The following is a 15,065-nucleotide window of genomic DNA, read 5'->3' on the forward strand; positions in this document are numbered from 1 at the left end:
GGCGATATACCGGCGAAGCGTGCAAAGAAAAGCAATGATCTCAGGAGATAGAATGATGATTACTCTGCGCAAACTTCCTCTGGCGGTCGCCGTCGCAGCAGGCGTGATGTCTGCTCAGGCGCTGGCTGTCGATTTCCATGGCTACGCGCGTTCCGGCATTGGCTGGACCGGCAGCGGCGGCGAGCAACAGTGCTTCAAAGCAACCGGCGCTCAAAGTAAATACCGTCTTGGTAACGAATGTGAAACCTATGCGGAACTGAAGCTGGGCCAGGAGCTGTGGAAGGAAGGGGATAAGAGTTTTTATTTCGATACTAACGTTGCCTATTCCGTGAATCAGGAAGATGACTGGGAAAGCACCTCTCCGGCGTTCCGTGAAGCCAACATCCAGGGTAAAAACCTGATCGACTGGCTGCCGGGCTCCACGCTGTGGGCGGGTAAACGCTTCTATCAGCGTCATGACGTTCACATGATCGACTTCTACTACTGGGATATCTCCGGCCCGGGTGCAGGTCTGGAAAACGTTGACCTTGGCTTCGGTAAGCTCTCTCTGGCCGCTACCCGTAACTCAGAAAGCGGCGGCTCTTATACTTTCTCCAGCGATGACACCAAAAAATATGCTGCGAAAACTGCCAACGACGTCTTTGATATCCGTCTGGCGGGTCTGGAAACCAACCCGGGCGGCGTGCTGGAGTTAGGGGTCGATTACGACCGTGCTAACCCGCAGGATGACTATCGCCTGGAAGACGGCGCGTCGAAAGACGGCTGGATGTGGACCGGTGAACATACTCAGTCTATCTGGGGCGGCTTCAACAAGTTTGTGGTTCAGTACGCCACTGACGCAATGACCTCCTGGAACAGCGGCCACTCTCAGGGGACCAGCATCGATAACAACGGCAGCATGATCCGCGTTCTGGATCACGGCGCGATGGACTTCAACGATGACTGGGGCCTGATGTACGTGGCAATGTACCAGGACGTGGATCTGGACAGCAAGAACGGTTCTACCTGGTACACCGTGGGTGTCCGTCCGATGTACAAATGGACGCCGATCATGAGCACCCAGCTGGAAATCGGTTACGACAACGTGAAATCCCAGCGTACCAGCGAAAACAACAACCAGTACAAAATTACTCTGGCTCAACAGTGGCAGGCAGGCAACAGCGTCTGGTCTCGTCCGGCTATCCGTATCTTCGCAACCTACGCGAAGTGGGATGAAAACTGGGGCTACAGCAACACCTCCGGTCTGCAGACGAAAGACAGCAGCGGAAGCGGCGCTTTCACCTCCAGCCGCGGTGACGACAGCGAAGTTACCTTCGGTGCCCAGATGGAAGTGTGGTGGTAATACCGTCCGCAGGACGGGTGTAACCTGGGAGGGGCGTCAGCCCCTCCTGATTATTCAGGGTTAGCGCGCTATTGCCTGGCTACCGCTAAACCGATGCTATCCAAGGTGAGAAGAATGAAAATGAAGAAAACTCTCGTCGCTCTGTGTTTATCCGCAGGGATGTTGGCATGCGTGCCGGGGATGAGCCTTGCCGATGTTAACTTTGTACCGCAGAACACCAGCGCCGCGCCGGCTATTCCAGCCAGCGCGCTGCAGCAGCTGATCTGGACGCCTGCCGATCAATCAAAGACGCAGAGCGTTGATTTAACTACCGGCGGTCAACGCCTGGATGTCCCGGGGATCGTCGGACCGGTCGCCGCCTGGAGCGTGCCGGCCAATATCGGTGAGCTGACCCTGACGCTCGACAGCGAACTGAACAAACATAAGCAGATTTTTGCGCCGAACGTGCTGATTCTCGACCAGAACATGACGCCCGCGGCGTTCTTCCCCAGCAATTACTTTACCTATCAGCAGCCGGGCGTGATGACCGCTGACCGCCTGGGCGGCGTGATGCGCCTGACCCCGGCGCTGGGCCAGCAAAAGCTCTATGTGCTGGTGTTTACCACTGAAAAAGATCTCCAGCAGACCACGACCCTGCTGGATCCGGCGAAAGCCTATGCCAAAGGCGCTGGCAATGCGGCCCCGGATATCCCGGATCCGATCGCTAAACATACCACCGATGGCGTGCTGAAGCTGAAAGTGAAAACTAATAGCACTTCCAGCGTGCTGGTGGGGCCGCTGTTCGGCTCTTCCGGCCCGGGTCCGGTAACCGTCGGCAACACCGCGGCGCCGGTAGCCGCGCCAGCCGCCGCCGCGGCGCCGGCCGCCAAAAGCGAGCCGATGCTCAGCGATACCGAAACCTACTTCAACAATGGTATTAAGCAGGCGGTGAAACAAGGTGACATCGACAAAGCCCTGAAATTGATGAACGAAGCTGAGCGCCTCGGCTCGAAATCCGCTCGTTCCACCTTTATCAGCAGTGTAAAAGGCAAGGGGTAATCGTCTCCCCACAATGCTGATGTTTAGGCACAGCCTTTAGGTGCATCCTCCGGGATGCACCTTTTTTTGCACGCGCGGCAGCCTGTTGCATGGCTGTTGCGTGAATGATCGTATATTGACGTTTGCCCGCCACCAACCGCCTATTCTGCGATACAATGCTTTCACGTTATGTACCGGAGAATCAGGCATGTCCCATCCTGCGCTTACGCGACTGCGTGCGCTGCGCTATTTTGCCGTTATGCCATCCCTGCCGCCGCCGCTAAGTGACTGGCTGCTGCTGGAGGACTCAATGACCCAGCGCTTTGAACAACAAGGAAAGCAGGTCACCGTGACCCTGGTTAACGAAGGGTATATCGGCCGTGACGCGCTGACTGACGAAGCGGCGCTGCTGCCCGACGAGCCGCGCTACTGGCTGCGGGAGATTATACTCAATGCCGATGGCGAGCCCTGGCTGGCCGGGCGCACGGTGGCGCCGGAGTCGACGCTGTGTGGTCCGGAGCTGGCGCTACAGCAGCTCGGGCAAACTCCGCTGGGCCGATACCTGTTTACGTCGTCGACATTAACCCGCGATTTTATTGAAATTGGTCGCGATGCAGCGCTGTGGGGGCGTCGTTCCCGCCTGCGGCTGAGCGGCAAACCCCTGCTGCTGACCGAGCTTTTTTTGCCTGCGTCGCCGTTGTACTAAGAGGAAGAAAAAATGGAGTGGAGTCTGTCGCAGAATAAGCTGTTGGCGTTTCATCGCCTGATGCGCACTGACAAACCGATCGGCGCTTTGCTGCTGCTGTGGCCGACGCTGTGGGCGCTATGGGTGGCCTCGCCGGGCGTCCCGCCGCTGTGGATCCTGGCGGTATTCGTCGCCGGCGTCTGGCTGATGCGCGCCGCCGGCTGCGTGGTGAATGACTATGCCGACCGAAAATTTGATGGTCACGTAAAGCGTACCGCCCGCCGTCCGCTGCCGAGCGGCGATGTTACCGAGAAAGAGGCGCGAACGCTGTTTATCGTGCTGGTGCTGCTCTCTTTCCTGTTGGTGCTCACCCTCAACACCATGACCATTCTGCTGTCGGTGGCGGCGCTGGCGCTGGCGTGGGTCTATCCGTTTATGAAGCGCTACACTCATCTGCCGCAGGTGGTGCTGGGCGCGGCCTTTGGCTGGTCGATCCCGATGGCCTTCTCGGCCGTCAGCGAATCGCTGCCGCTGAGCTGCTGGCTGATGTTCCTCGCCAATATTCTGTGGGCGGTGGCCTACGATACCCAGTATGCGATGGTGGATCGCGATGACGACGTTAAGATCGGCATCAAGTCGACGGCGATCCTGTTTGGCGAAAACGATCGTCTGATTATCGGTATCCTGCAGGTGGCCGTACTGGCGCTGATGGGCGCGGTGGGTTGGCTGAATGGGCTGGGCTGGGAATATTACTGGTCGCTGTTCGTGGCGGCGGGTCTGTTTGGCTGGCAGCAGAAGCTTATCTTCAATCGCGACCGCGATAACTGCTTCAAAGCGTTTATGAACAATAACTACGTCGGGCTGGTGCTGTTCCTCGGCCTGGCGATGAGCTACCTGTAACCTCCTGTCCGCTGCCCCCCGGCATTCCGGGGGGCAGCAAACGCCGCGTTACGCGTCGTCCTGCGTGACGCTCTCAATGGTCAGTCGGACATCCGACGTAATCAAGTCCGCCAGCATCCGATAAACCTTCAGGGTCTCTTCCGGCTCGGCGTCGCCGGTGTCGCTGATATAGCCTTCATCGCGCAGGGTCAACACCAGGGTGCTGAACACCGCTTTGTCGAAGAACTCCGGCGCATTGATGCCGTGTAGCACCGACAGACGCTGGGCCACGGTGCGACTCTCTTTTTCCAGCGAGCTGCGGTTGATCGCCGGGTTAGCGCTCAGCAGCCAGAAGGTGATGGCATAGCGCTGCAGCGTCTCGCGGGCGCCAGCGGCCAGCAGCTGCAGGGAGCGAGAGTGCGACGGGTTGAGGCTCATGACATCGCCATCGACGACGATCAGCTCCTGACGCAGCATCTCGGCAATCAGCGCATCCACCACTCCGGCCAGCTCCGCTTTTTCCCAGCGCAGGAACAGCTCGGCCTTGAGGAACGGATAGAGTGTTTCCACATGACGCAGCACTTCGGCGCGGCTGAGATGACGATGCTGAGTCACCAGAGCGGCTAACAGCGACGGCATCACCAGCATATGGGTGATATTGTTGCGATAGTAGGTCATCAGCACCGCCTGCTCGCGCGGCAGGATGATGATGTCGCCAATGGTGTCCTTCTCCACTTCGAACTTGTTCATCTGCAGTGCATGATCGATGAGCTCGCTGGCTGAAGCGGATGGGGCGGTCGCATCCGGAGAATAGGGCACATTGCGCAGCAGCGCGAGGTAGCACTCTAACTGCTGGGTGAGCTGCTCACGGGTCAGCGAACGCTGGCGGGAGGCCAGTAGCGCCGTACAGCACAGGTTCATGGCGTTGGCCGCGCCGGCGTTATTGATGCGCACCATCAGGTCAGCGGCGATGCTATTCACCGTCGGCGTCAGCCAGGAGGGGCGAACCGCTTCGATCGGGTCGATCGCTTCCCGCCAATCCGGCACATGCTGGTTAAGATAGGTCATCAGCGGCAGCGGTTCGCCGAAGTTAACGTAACCCTGGCCCAGGTTGCGCAGCTTGCTCAAGCCACGCACCATCTGCGGCAGACTCTCTTTCTCTTTAGTGGCGCCGCGCAGCTCTTTGGCGTAGGTTCCTACCTCCATCACGTGCTCATAGCCGATGTAAATCGGCACCAGGGTGATCGGTCGGGTTCCGCCGCGCAGCATCGCCTGGATGGTCATCGACAGCGTACCGGTCTTCGGATCGAGCAGGCGGCCGGTACGGGAGCGGCCGCCTTCGACGAAATACTCCACGGAATAGCCGCGGCTGAACAGTTCGCCAAGGTATTCGCGGAACACGGTGGAATAGAGTTTGTTGCCCTTAAAGGTGCGGCGAATAAAGAAGGCGCCGAGGCGGCGGAAGATCGGCCCGGCCGGCCAGAAGTTGAGGTTGATGCCCGCCGCGATATGCGGAGGGACCAGCCCCTGATGGTACAGGACGTAGGAGAGCAGCAGATAGTCCATGTGGCTGCGGTGGCAGGGGACATAGACAATTTCATGGCCGTCGTGCGCCAGCTGGCGTACGCGCTCGGCGTTATGCACGTTGATACCCTGGTACAGGCGGTTCCAGGTGAAGCCGAGAATGCGGTCGGTCAGGCGGATCATCTCGTATGAGAAGTTCGCCGCAATCTCTTCCATCAGCGCGATAGCGTTCTGCTGTGCCTTCTCGTGCGAAATTTTCTTGCTGCGCGCTTCGTCTTCCACCGCGCGGGCAATCGCTTTCGAGGCCAGCAGTTTATTAAACAGATCCTGGCGGGCCGGCAGACGCGGGCCGACGGCGGCCAGCCGCTGGCGGGCAAAATGCATGCGAGCGACGCGAGCCAGCTTCTGGGCGATGATCTTATCGGTACCGTGCTCATCCGCCATGCGGCGCAGCGAAACGGACGGCGAGAAGCGCACGAAGCTGTCGCGGCCGAGCCAGGAGACGGCGAAAAATTTCTGAATGCCGTTCAGCATCCGCAGCGGCGGATTGACTTCTCCTTTCTCGCGACCCGGCGAACGGCCGAACATGACCGAAACCGGCACCATTTGCACATCGAGGTCCGGATGGTTGCGGTGCAGATCGAGGTAATCGTGGAACAGCTTGATGGACTCTTCTTTTGGCGTGTAATAAGTAAATACGCGCGGCCCACCGTGGATGAATACGTAACGCGGCAGCAGGGCGCCGTCGATTTCCAGCGGTTCAAGCGGGTCAGGTAAATCATGCGCCAGGCATTGGGCGCGCAGCGTCAGCAGGTCCGCCTTCGAATTATAGGGCAGGACGTACATGACCGGACGCGAGGTATCGAGTCCTAATTCCTGGGCAGGCTCTGCCGGAATAGACTTGCTTTTTACCAGCACCTGTAATGGTAAATTCAGTAATTTATAGTAAATTCGTTGCCAGCCGGACATAAACGATGTGAAGCCTCTGGTTAATCATGCAAATGCGCGGCAAGAATAACAGAAAGTGGGCAAAATTTCCGTTACCACGCGGCAAACGCGCACACTCATCGACGTCATTTACGTAAAAAGGTTTTGTGATGGCCAATAATACCACCGGGTTAACCCGGATCATTAAGGCGGCAGGTTACTCCTGGAAAGGATTTCGCGCGGCGTGGATCAACGAGGCTGCGTTTCGTCAGGAAGGCGTCGCCGCTATCGTGGCCGTCGCGGTAGCCTGCTGGCTGGACGTCGACGCCATCACCCGCGTATTGCTGATTGGCTCGGTCCTGCTAGTGATGATAGTCGAAATTCTCAACAGCGCGATTGAAGCGGTTGTGGACCGTATCGGCTCGGATTTTCACGAGCTTTCAGGGCGCGCCAAAGATATGGGGTCGGCGGCGGTTCTGCTGGCGATTATCATCGCGCTGATCACCTGGGGAACGCTGCTGTGGAGTCATTATCACTAACGTTCTTCGCTAACCCTCGCAAAATATGAACAATCCGCCGATTTTTGTGTGCCATGTGGTTCCAAAATCACCGTTAGCTGTATATACTCACAGCATAACTGTATATACACCCAGGGGGCGGAATGAAAGCGTTAACGACCAGGCAGCAAGAGGTGTTTGATCTCATTAGGGATCATATCAGCCAGACGGGCATGCCGCCGACGCGTGCGGAAATTGCTCAGCGCTTGGGGTTCCGTTCCCCAAACGCGGCGGAAGAACACCTGAAAGCGCTGGCGCGTAAAGGCGCGATCGAGATCGTCTCCGGCGCTTCTCGCGGTATTCGCCTGCTGACGGAAGAAGAGCAAGGCCTGCCGCTGATCGGTCGCGTCGCCGCCGGTGAGCCGCTGCTGGCGCAGCAGCATATTGAAGGCCACTATCAGGTCGACCCGTCGATGTTTAAGCCCAACGCCGATTTCCTGCTGCGCGTCAGTGGGATGTCGATGAAAGACATCGGTATTCTGGATGGCGATTTGCTGGCGGTCCACAAAACCCAGGATGTGCGTAACGGTCAGGTGGTTGTCGCGCGTATCGATGAAGAAGTGACGGTGAAGCGTCTGAAAAAGCAGGGCAATGTCGTTGAACTGTTGCCGGAAAACAGCGAGTTTTCCCCGATCGTCGTCGATCTGCGCCAGCAGAGTTTTACCATTGAGGGTCTGGCCGTTGGCGTGATCCGTAATGGAGAATGGCTGTAGCGCCTGCCTCTGCGCAGCGTCATCTGTTGCGTGACGCTGCGACGTTTTTCCTCAATCAGGTCCTCAAACATGCTGCTCAACGCTGCCGATAAAGCGCTGTGGCGTCTTGCCCTCCCTATGATTTTCTCCAACATCACCGTCCCGCTGCTGGGGCTGGTGGATACGGCGGTGATCGGCCACCTGGACAGCCCGGTATACCTCGGCGGCGTAGCGGTCGGGGCGACGGCCACCAGTTTCCTCTTCATGCTGCTGCTGTTCCTGCGCATGAGCACCACCGGGCTCACCGCTCAGGCCTGGGGCGCCAAAGATCCGCAGCGCCTGGCGCGGGCGCTGGTGCAGCCGCTGGCCCTGGCGCTGGGCGCCGGGGTGCTGATTATCCTGCTTCGCCTGCCGCTAATTGACCTCGCTCTACATATTGTCGGCGGCAGCGAGGCGGTGCTTGAGCAGGCGAGACGGTTTCTCGAAATTCGCTGGCTCAGCGCCCCCGCCTCGCTGGCCAACCTGGTGCTGCTCGGCTGGCTGCTGGGCGTCCAGTACGCCCGGGCGCCGGTTATTCTGCTGGTGGTGGGTAATCTGTTGAATATTGTGCTCGATCTGTGGCTGGTGATGGGCCTGCGAATGAACGTCCAGGGAGCGGCGCTGGCCACGGTCACCGCGGAGTACGCCACCCTCATTATTGGCCTGCTGATGGCGAAGCGGGTGCTGACGCTGCGCGGCGTGTCGCTGGCGATGCTGAAAAACGCCTGGCGCGGGGATCTGCGCCGTTTATTGGCGTTGAATCGGGACATCATGCTGCGCTCGCTGCTGCTGCAGCTGTGCTTTGGCGCGCTGACCGTATTCGGCGCCCGTCTGGGCAGCGACATCGTGGCGGTTAACGCCGTACTGATGACCATGCTGACCTTTACCGCCTACGCGCTGGATGGCTTTGCCTATGCCGTGGAGGCTCACTCCGGCCAGGCCTACGGCGCGCGCGACGGTAGCCAGTTGCTGGAGGTGTGGCGGGCGGCCTGCCGGCAGTCCGGCATGGTGGCGCTGGCGTTTGCCCTGATTTACAGCCTGGCGGGGCAGTACATTATCGCGTTGTTAACCTCACTGCCTTCCCTGCAGCAGCTGGCCGATCGCTATCTGATCTGGCAGACGATCCTGCCGGTGGTCGGCGTCTGGTGCTATCTGCTGGACGGCATGTTTATCGGCGCGACGCGCGGCGCTGAGATGAGGAACAGTATGGCGGTCGCCGCGGCGGGGTTTGCCGTGACGCTGCTTACGCTACCGGTGCTTGGCAACCATGGTCTGTGGCTGGCGCTGGCGGTGTTCCTCGCCCTGCGCGGCCTGTCGCTGGCGCTGATCTGGCGTCGTCACTGGCGACGCGGCACATGGTTTAGTTAGTCATCTCCCGTCATTGCCGTTAGCCGTGACCTTCCCCGGTCGCGCTACGCTTACAGGGCGATTCAATAGCCCGGCTCAGCGTGGCGCAAGCCGGGAACATCCTCTTCGCGTTATCCCGCGGTGCGATGGTTAAAAATTCCGAATAACGAATCGACGCCAGCATTCTCATCTATAGTTAATACCATGTCCGGCACAAAACGGGCTGTAAACCCACCGAATGATGAGGACGTTATTATGAATAAAGACGAAATCGGCGGTAACTGGAAACAGTTTAAAGGTAAAGCCAAGGAACAGTGGGGCAAACTTACCGATGATGATATGACCGTAATCGAAGGGAAGCGCGACCAGCTGGTCGGCAAAATTCAGGAGCGTTACGGCTATGAGAAAGATCAGGCTGAGAAAGAAGTCTCAGACTGGGAGCATAAGAACGACTATCGCTGGTAGCGTTCCTTGATCCGAAGAATGAAGCATTTGTGTTAGTGCCTGTCTGAATGGCGCACGGACGCGCCGTTAACCCTTTTTCCCGCTGCGGCAGCCGCTCAGCGGGCTTTCTTTTTGAGCTGAATAGTATGATCGTGCTGGCAGTGTCCCGGGGTGCTGCAGGCTTCGACTTCCACGCAGCCCGCGCAAAGCCCGTGAGCTTCTATCACATTGTGGCGCAGGGCAAACCCCATGCGGGCCGCCAGCGTATGCATGATATCTTCCACCCCTTCCGCCGCTTCTTCTTTTACCACGCCGCAGCGGTCGCAGATAAACATGGCCGAGCTATGGGTCGGCTGGTCGAACAGATGGCACAGCACATAGCTATTGGTTGACTCTACCTTATGGACAAAACCCTGCTCGAGTAAAAACTCCAGCGCACGGTAAACCGTCGGCGGCTTCGCCTGCGGCTCTTTTTCACGTAGCAAGTCCAGCAGATCGTAGGCGCTGATTGCCCCTTGCTGCAGGCTCATCAGGCGCAACACTTCCAGACGCTGTGGAGTCAGGCGTACGCCGCGCTGTGCGCAAAGCTTTTCAGCATGCGCTAACATCTCTTGCGAAGGGGTCTTATCCATGAGCATCCTCGGATTGCGTGAATTTGAATCTGTTACTTTATCACGTTCCTCAGAAAACACCGAGAGCCGGCAGGTGATACGGGTCATACTTCAGGTTGTCGGCACCGGCGCCCGTCCCGAGCGCTGGCCGCTTATTCTCGAGCAGACTACGCCTTAGCCGCTCGCTAAAACCACCATGTCCGATTTAATCACAACACGCCCGACCCTGGGTATGCTATATCTGAAGTGTCTCATTTTCGGGAGAAAACGATGAAACGACCTGATTGCATTCGCCACTGGCGCGAACTGGAAGGGCCCGACGATGCTACTTATCCCGACAGCCCGGAGCGTTTTTCAATCGGCGCGCCGCTGGGGCGAGGTTTACGTCTCAACCGGCTGGGGATCCACCACGAGCGGCTGCCGCCCGGGCGGCGCACCTCTTATCCACACGCGGAGAGCGATGAGGAAGAGTTCATCTACGTGCTGGAGGGCTATCCGGAAGTGTGGATAAACGGCTATCTCTGGAAGCTGGAGCCCGGCGACAGCGTGGGTTTTCCCGCTGGTACCGGCATCTGCCACACCTTTCTCAATAACACCGAGCAGGAAGTTCGTCTGCTGGTGGTGGGCGAGGCCAACAAGAAGTACAACCGCATTTATTACCCGCTCAATCCCGGCTATGCCGCGACGCGCCAGGATCGTTGGGTTGACCATCCGCCGCAGTTCTTCGGTCCACACGACGGCAAGCCGCGGAAAAAGTAATCATTTCAGGTGAGGGGCGAAGCGCGGCGCACTATGCGCCTGTGGTGTATCTTTATGCTATAGTAGCGCCCCTTTTTACCCGGATGCTTATTTATTCGCCATGATGCCTGAATCAACGTCACCTGTTTTCCCTGCTCACCGCTTCTCCATCGCGCCGATGCTCGACTGGACCGACCGACACTGCCGCTACTTCCTGCGGCTGCTGTCGCGGCATACGCTGCTGTATACCGAAATGGTGACCACCGGGGCGATTATTCACGGCAAAGGGGACTATCTGGCCTATAGCGAAGAAGAGCACCCGGTTGCTCTACAGCTCGGCGGCAGCGATCCCCAGGCCCTGGCGCAGTGCGCGAAGCTGGCCGAGGCGCGCGGCTATGATGAGATCAACCTCAACGTCGGCTGCCCCTCCGACCGCGTGCAGAACGGGATGTTTGGCGCTTGCCTGATGGGCAATGCGCCACTGGTGGCCGACTGCATCAAGGCGATGCGCGATGTGGTGTCGATTCCGGTCACGGTGAAAACCCGTATCGGCATTGACGACCAGGATAGCTATGAGTTTCTGTGCGACTTCATTGAGACGGTCTCCGGCAAGGGCGAGTGTGAGATGTTTATTATTCACGCCCGCAAAGCCTGGCTCTCCGGCCTGAGTCCAAAAGAGAACCGCGAGATCCCGCCGCTGGATTACCCCCGCGTCTGGCAGCTGAAGCGCGATTTCCCCCATCTGACGATGGCGATCAACGGCGGCATCAAATCGCTGGACGAAGCCAGAGTACAGCTTGAGCATATGGATGGGGTGATGGTCGGGCGTGAGGCCTATCAGAACCCGGGCATTCTGGCCTCGGTCGACCGCGAAATTTTCGGCGTCGCCGGCGCGGATGCCGATCCGGTAGCGGTGGTGCGAGCCATGTACCCCTATATTGAGCGCGAGCTCAGCAAGGGCACCTATCTGGGCCATATTACCCGCCATATGCTGGGGCTGTTTCAGGGGATCCCCGGCGCTCGCCAGTGGCGTCGCTACCTGAGCGAAAATGCGCATAAAGCCGGCGCCGATATTGCAGTGCTGGAGCATGCCCTGAAGCTGGTGGCAGATAAACGTTAATTTCTGACCAAAACCTGGTGAAATTGACCACGCCTCGCGCACCGTCGCGGGGCGTTTTGTTTTAAAGTCAAAAGCTTATGGTTGGCATGCTTTTTGTAATACCTGCAGAGTGAAGTATTCATTCTTTGGGGAGAGAACCATGCTGGAACTGCTATTTGTCATTGGATTTTTTGTCATGCTGCTGGTCACCGGCGTATCGCTGCTGGGGATTATCGCGGCAATCGTGGTGGCGACGGCGCTGATGTTCGTCGGCGGGTTGTTCGCCTTGATGATCAAATTACTGCCGTGGCTGCTGCTGGCGGTGGCGGTGGTGTGGGTTATTCGGGCGCTGAAATCCCCGAACGGAAATGCTTTTCGCGACAATAACCGTTGGCGTTACTAAGGTATTGAGGGGTGCGTCACAACCTGAACAATTTTGCAGACAACCGCGTAGGCATTGCTGCGCAAATCTGTCACTATTAGCGCGTTAACGAATTCATCGCGCTGTACCCTACATACAGCCGAACTTAAAAAAAGTAAGGGCTTCCCAGCTGGAAGCCCTAAACTTTTGCCCCTTCTGCCAACTTATGGCAGCAGCAAACTCGAACCCTGCGTCACCCGGCTCTCCAGAACTTCATGCGCCCGCCGCGCTTCGCTCAGCGGATAGATCTGACTTTCAGCCACGTCCACTTTAATCACCCCGCTGGCGATCAGCGAAAACAATTCACTGCAGGCTTCCTCCAGTTCTTCCCGGTTGGTGATATAGCCCTGCAGCGATGGGCGAGTGACGTACAGGGAGCCTTTTTGATTCAGGATCCCCAGATTAACGCCGGTCACCGGACCGGAGGAGTTACCAAAGCTGACCATCAGGCCGCGGCGCTGCAGGCAGTCCAGAGAGGCCTCCCAGGTATCTTTCCCCACCGAGTCGTAGACGACGGCCACTTTCTTACCGTCGGTGAGCGCCTTGAGCCGCTCCACGATAGACTCCTCGCGATAGTTAATCACCTGCCAGGCGCCCGCCTCTTTGGCGCGCTGCGCTTTCTGCGCGCTGCCGACGGTACCGATAAGTTTCGCCCCCAGCGCTTTCGCCCACTGACAGGCTATCAGCCCCACGCCGCCAGCGGCCGCGTGAAACAGGAACATCTCATCAGGCTTAATTTCATAGGTTTTGCGCAGTAGATACCAGACCGTTAATCCTTTGAGGAACGACGCGGCGGCCTGTTCGAAAGAGATAGCGTCCGGCAGGACCGCCGCTTTGTCGGCCAGCACATTGTGTACCGTGCTGTAGGCGCCGAGCGCCGACTGGGCGTACACCACCCGATCGCCTACCTTAATATGCGTGACCCCATGGCCAACTTTACTGACGATGCCGGCCGCCTCGGTGCCCAGGCCGCTCGGCAGCGACGGCGGCGGATAGAGGCCGCTGCGAACATAGGTGTCGATATAGTTGATGCCGATGGCTTTGTTTTCGACCTGAATCTCATGTTCTGCGGGATCGCGTGGCGTGAACTCAACCGCCTGAAGCACCTCCGGTCCCCCGTGTTTCGAAAATTCGATGCGTGTTGCCATGTTCGCTCCTGTGTTGTTCCGAGATTATTCAGTAAGCTTAACAGCCTGCGCCGGCGGCGACGGATTTTCTTACCCGCCTCAGGCCTGCCACGCTTAATGGGTTCTTTAGCGGCAATGGCTTTCTCGCTATACTGTCACGCTCTTTTCCGGATCGGTGAAATGTTAGGCTATGGCAGGAAATAAACCCTTCAACAAACCACAGACAGAAACCCGCGAACGCGATCCGCAGCTCGCCGGGCTGAAAGTCCCGCCGCACTCGATTGAAGCGGAGCAGTCGGTGTTGGGCGGTTTAATGCTGGATAACGAGCGCTGGGACGACGTCGCCGAACGCGTCGTTGCCGACGACTTTTATACCCGTCCGCACCGTCATATTTTTACCGAGATGGCGCGCCTGCAGGAGTCCGGCAGCCCGATTGACCTGATTACGCTCGCCGAGTCGCTGGAGCGTCAGGGGCAGCTGGACAGCGTGGGCGGCTTCGCCTATCTGGCCGAACTGTCCAAAAACACGCCCAGCGCGGCTAACATCAGCGCCTATGCCGACATCGTGCGCGAACGCGCGGTGGTGCGCGAAATGATTTCGGTGGCCAACGAGATCGCCGAAGCCGGCTTCGACCCACAGGGGCGAACCAGCGAAGATCTGCTCGACCTCGCCGAATCCCGGGTTTTCAAAATCGCCGAAAGCCGGGCCAACAAAGACGAAGGGCCGAAGAACATCGCCGATGTCCTCGATGCCACTGTCGCCCGTATCGAACAGCTGTTCCAGCAGCCCCATGACGGCGTCACCGGGGTCAATACCGGCTACGACGACCTCAACAAAAAGACCGCCGGCCTGCAGCCGTCGGATCTGATTATCGTCGCCGCCCGTCCATCGATGGGTAAAACGACCTTCGCGATGAACCTCGTGGAAAACGCGGCGATGCTGCAGGACAAACCGGTATTAATCTTCAGTCTCGAGATGCCCTCGGAACAGATCATGATGCGTTCTCTGGCCTCGCTGTCGCGCGTCGATCAGACCCGCATTCGTACCGGTCAACTGGACGACGAAGACTGGGCGCGGATCTCCGGCACCATGGGCATCCTGCTGGAAAAGCGCAATATCTATATCGATGACTCCTCCGGCCTGACGCCGACGGAGGTGCGCTCCCGCGCGCGGCGTATCGCCCGCGAGCACGGCGGCATCGGACTGATTATGATCGACTACCTGCAGCTGATGCGCGTGCCGTCGCTCTCCGACAACCGTACCCTTGAGATTGCCGAAATCTCCCGCTCGCTGAAGGCGCTGGCGAAAGAGCTGCAGGTGCCGGTGGTGGCGCTGTCGCAGCTTAACCGCTCGCTGGAGCAGCGCGCCGATAAGCGCCCGGTCAACTCCGACCTGCGTGAGTCCGGCTCTATCGAACAGGATGCCGACTTAATCATGTTCATTTACCGTGATGAGGTCTATCACGAGAACAGCGATCTTAAAGGCATCGCGGAAATTATCATTGGTAAACAACGTAACGGTCCGATCGGCACCGTGCGACTGACCTTTAACGGCCAGTGGTCGCGTTTCGATAATTATGCCGGTCCTCAGTATGATGATGAGTAATCCTTCCGCC

At 58.4% G+C, this 15,065-nt stretch carries 17 protein-coding genes; 13 read left to right on the forward strand and 4 right to left on the reverse strand.

Annotation, left to right across the window (positions count from 1 at the left end; translation table 11 throughout):
* The first annotated feature begins 52 nt into the window (after positions 1-52).
* The 4 genes from KPHS_02600 (at position 53) to KPHS_02630 (ending at position 3,944) form a co-directional block, all read left to right on the forward strand.
* Positions 53-1,342 carry a maltoporin gene (locus KPHS_02600; protein ID YP_005224560.1) on the forward strand — a complete coding sequence of 430 codons (1,290 nt, stop codon included), beginning with the start codon at positions 53-55 and terminating at the stop codon, positions 1,340-1,342.
* Between the two features lie 114 nt (positions 1,343-1,456).
* Positions 1,457-2,380 carry a maltose operon periplasmic gene (locus KPHS_02610; protein YP_005224561.1) on the forward strand — a complete coding sequence of 308 codons (924 nt, stop codon included), beginning with the start codon at positions 1,457-1,459 and terminating at the stop codon, positions 2,378-2,380.
* A 187-nt stretch (positions 2,381-2,567) separates the two neighbouring features.
* Positions 2,568-3,065 (forward strand): chorismate pyruvate lyase, encoded by a 498-nt coding sequence (locus tag KPHS_02620; RefSeq protein YP_005224562.1) that lies wholly within the window; start codon positions 2,568-2,570, stop codon positions 3,063-3,065.
* Positions 3,066-3,077: 12 nt separating this feature from the next.
* Entirely contained in the window at positions 3,078-3,944 is an 867-nt protein-coding gene (locus KPHS_02630) for a 4-hydroxybenzoate octaprenyltransferase (RefSeq protein YP_005224563.1), read from the forward strand.
* Positions 3,945-3,992: 48 nt separating this feature from the next.
* Here the strand turns inward: KPHS_02630 and KPHS_02640 are convergent, their stop codons facing one another.
* A complete protein-coding gene (locus tag KPHS_02640) occupies positions 3,993-6,416 on the reverse strand; it encodes a glycerol-3-phosphate acyltransferase (RefSeq protein ID YP_005224564.1) in 2,424 nt (807 codons plus the stop codon).
* Positions 6,417-6,544: 128 nt separating this feature from the next.
* On the opposite strand from KPHS_02640, the gene KPHS_02650 reads away from it, so the two are divergent.
* The 3 genes from KPHS_02650 (at position 6,545) to KPHS_02670 (ending at position 9,030) form a co-directional block, all read left to right on the forward strand.
* Positions 6,545-6,913 carry a diacylglycerol kinase gene (locus KPHS_02650; protein ID YP_005224565.1) on the forward strand — a complete coding sequence of 123 codons (369 nt, stop codon included), beginning with the start codon at positions 6,545-6,547 and terminating at the stop codon, positions 6,911-6,913.
* 122 nt (positions 6,914-7,035) lie between these two features.
* Positions 7,036-7,644 (forward strand): LexA repressor, encoded by a 609-nt coding sequence (locus KPHS_02660; protein ID YP_005224566.1) that lies wholly within the window; start codon positions 7,036-7,038, stop codon positions 7,642-7,644.
* A 69-nt stretch (positions 7,645-7,713) separates the two neighbouring features.
* On the forward strand, positions 7,714-9,030 hold the full coding sequence (locus KPHS_02670) for a DNA-damage-inducible protein F (protein ID YP_005224567.1): 1,317 nt from the start codon (positions 7,714-7,716) through the stop codon (positions 9,028-9,030).
* Between the two features lie 19 nt (positions 9,031-9,049).
* On the opposite strand, the gene KPHS_02680 is transcribed toward KPHS_02670, so the two are convergent.
* Positions 9,050-9,199: a hypothetical protein gene (locus KPHS_02680; RefSeq protein ID YP_005224568.1), complete on the reverse strand. Its 150-nt coding sequence runs from the start codon at positions 9,197-9,199 to the stop codon at positions 9,050-9,052.
* 65 nt (positions 9,200-9,264) lie between these two features.
* On the opposite strand from KPHS_02680, the gene KPHS_02690 reads away from it, so the two are divergent.
* On the forward strand, positions 9,265-9,474 hold the full coding sequence (locus tag KPHS_02690; RefSeq protein ID YP_005224569.1) for a putative stress-response protein: 210 nt from the start codon (positions 9,265-9,267) through the stop codon (positions 9,472-9,474).
* 95 nt (positions 9,475-9,569) lie between these two features.
* On the opposite strand, the gene KPHS_02700 is transcribed toward KPHS_02690, so the two are convergent.
* Entirely contained in the window at positions 9,570-10,085 is a 516-nt protein-coding gene (locus KPHS_02700; protein YP_005224570.1) for a zinc uptake transcriptional repressor, read from the reverse strand.
* On the opposite strand from KPHS_02700, the gene KPHS_02710 reads away from it, so the two are divergent.
* The 4 genes from KPHS_02710 to KPHS_02740 all read left to right on the forward strand — a co-directional run bounded on the left by KPHS_02710 (position 10,084) and on the right by KPHS_02740 (position 12,304).
* Positions 10,084-10,242 (forward strand): hypothetical protein, encoded by a 159-nt coding sequence (locus KPHS_02710; RefSeq protein ID YP_005224571.1) that lies wholly within the window; start codon positions 10,084-10,086, stop codon positions 10,240-10,242. The genes KPHS_02700 and KPHS_02710 overlap by 2 nt on opposite strands.
* Before the next feature lie 92 nt (positions 10,243-10,334).
* On the forward strand, positions 10,335-10,823 hold the full coding sequence (locus KPHS_02720) for a hemolysin (RefSeq protein ID YP_005224572.1): 489 nt from the start codon (positions 10,335-10,337) through the stop codon (positions 10,821-10,823).
* A 100-nt stretch (positions 10,824-10,923) separates the two neighbouring features.
* Positions 10,924-11,922 (forward strand): tRNA-dihydrouridine synthase A, encoded by a 999-nt coding sequence (locus tag KPHS_02730; RefSeq protein ID YP_005224573.1) that lies wholly within the window; start codon positions 10,924-10,926, stop codon positions 11,920-11,922.
* 139 nt (positions 11,923-12,061) lie between these two features.
* Complete coding sequence (locus KPHS_02740) at positions 12,062-12,304, forward strand: phage shock protein G (RefSeq protein ID YP_005224574.1); 243 nt, start codon at positions 12,062-12,064, stop codon at positions 12,302-12,304.
* A gap of 182 nt (positions 12,305-12,486) precedes the next feature.
* Here KPHS_02740 and KPHS_02750 read toward each other — a convergent pair whose 3' ends face one another.
* The gene (locus KPHS_02750; protein ID YP_005224575.1) at positions 12,487-13,470 is read right to left on the reverse strand and encodes a quinone oxidoreductase; all 984 of its coding nucleotides are present in this window, start codon (positions 13,468-13,470) and stop codon (positions 12,487-12,489) included.
* Between the two features lie 169 nt (positions 13,471-13,639).
* Between KPHS_02750 and KPHS_02760 the strand changes: the two genes are divergently transcribed.
* On the forward strand, positions 13,640-15,055 hold the full coding sequence (locus KPHS_02760; protein YP_005224576.1) for a replicative DNA helicase: 1,416 nt from the start codon (positions 13,640-13,642) through the stop codon (positions 15,053-15,055).
* The last annotated feature ends 10 nt before the right edge of the window (positions 15,056-15,065 follow it).

It is taken from the genome of Klebsiella pneumoniae subsp. pneumoniae HS11286, from assembly GCF_000240185.1.
GTDB lineage: Bacteria > Pseudomonadota > Gammaproteobacteria > Enterobacterales > Enterobacteriaceae > Klebsiella > Klebsiella pneumoniae.